This window comes from Ideonella sp. B508-1, from assembly GCF_000333615.1.
In the GTDB taxonomy this organism is placed as follows: domain Bacteria; phylum Pseudomonadota; class Gammaproteobacteria; order Burkholderiales; family Burkholderiaceae_C; genus Ideonella.
On the sequence record NZ_BADL01000554.1, the window covers coordinates 1 to 1,290 of the forward strand.

Below are 1,290 nucleotides of genomic sequence, written 5' to 3' on the forward strand. Positions count from 1 at the left end.
GGACGCAGCATCTCCTGCTGTGGGATGTCGTCCTCCAGATAGACCTCGCCCACGGGCTGGTAGCCGAAGCCGCCGTAGAAGGCGGCCAGATGTGCCTGGGCGCTGATGCGGTTGGGGCGGCCGGGCCAGGTCTGGTCGCAGCGGCGCACGCCCTCGCCCACCAGCACGCGCCCCAGGCCCAGGCCGCGCACGGCGGGGTGGTTGACCACCCGGCCCAGGGCCGGCTCGTCGTACTTCTGCCCTGGGTCCACCGCCCGCAGGTAGAGCACCAGTTCGCCGGCCGGCAGGCCGTTCCAGTCGTGGCCCAGGCGGCCCAGCAGGTGCCAACTGCGCTGGTCCAGGCCGTCCGGGTCCAGGTAGGGCCCCTGCTCCAGGATGAACACACGGGCGCGCAATTGCAGCAGGTCGTACAGGTCCTGCAGGCCCAGGTCGGGGAAGCGGCACCAGGTCCAGTGGATGTCGGGCGGTGGGAGCGTCATGGTGGGGCGCATTGTCCCCCCTCGCCCCCTTTGTCCCCTTTTTCCCCGGCGTCAGCGCGGCGGACGCGTCGGCGCGCTGACGCCGCCCAGGAACTTGAAGGTGGCGGTGGCATGGGCACACAGCTCGCCCTGGGCGTTGAGCACCCGCCCCTCGCAGAAGGCCATGCTGACGGTGCGCTGCAGCACCGTGCCAATGCCGCGCAGCTCGCCCTCGGCGGGTCGCAGAAAGCTGGTCTTGAGCTCGATGGTGGCCACGCCCGGCCCTTCCTGGTGGCCGCTGCGGGCGGCCAGGGCCATGGAGATGTCCATCATGGTCAGCAGAAGCCCGCCATGCGCCACGCCCCAGCCATTCAGGTGGGGCGGCTGCAGCCAGACCCGGACCTCCGCGCTGTCCTCGGTGGCACCGTAGAACTGCAGGCCCAGGTGGTGGGCAAAAGGAATGGGGATCGGGAAAGGCTGGGGATGGGCCTGGGACGGGACGGGGGCGTTCATGCCACGATCTTCTCGCAAACCCTGAGGGAACACCCTCCCCAGGACCGAAGCCATCGCCACGTGAGGCAAGGAAAGCCCCACCACCGGTCAGGCGCGGCCGCCTTGCCTACACTGGCCCGCATGGACGACCGCCGCGCCTCCTTCCCCCCCGACGCCACGCGCTGGCCCAACCGTTTTGCAGGCCTGGGCCCGGCCTTCCACACCCCGATGCGAGGCACCGGCCTGCCTGACCCGCACTGGGTGGCCACCAGCGACGATGCCGCCGCCGTGTTGGGCTGGCCGGCCGACTGGTGGCAGCGCTGGCCCGAGGCCCTGGCCG

The 1,290-nt window shown here is 71.3% G+C and carries 2 protein-coding genes and 1 pseudogene; 1 reads left to right on the forward strand and 2 read right to left on the reverse strand.

Going from position 1 to position 1,290, the window contains the following annotated elements; translation table 11 throughout:
- Both I73_RS21745 and I73_RS21750 read right to left on the reverse strand, forming a co-directional pair.
- On the reverse strand, positions 1-479 hold a 479-nt coding region (locus I73_RS21745; protein ID WP_022982552.1), incomplete at its 3' end, for a GNAT family N-acetyltransferase.
- Between the two features lie 51 nt (positions 480-530).
- A complete protein-coding gene (locus I73_RS21750) occupies positions 531-971 on the reverse strand; it encodes a PaaI family thioesterase (RefSeq protein ID WP_022982023.1) in 441 nt (146 codons plus the stop codon).
- Between the two features lie 120 nt (positions 972-1,091).
- Between I73_RS21750 and I73_RS21755 the strand changes: the two are divergent.
- Positions 1,092-1,290: pseudogene (locus I73_RS21755) on the forward strand (hypothetical protein); the annotation flags it as partial.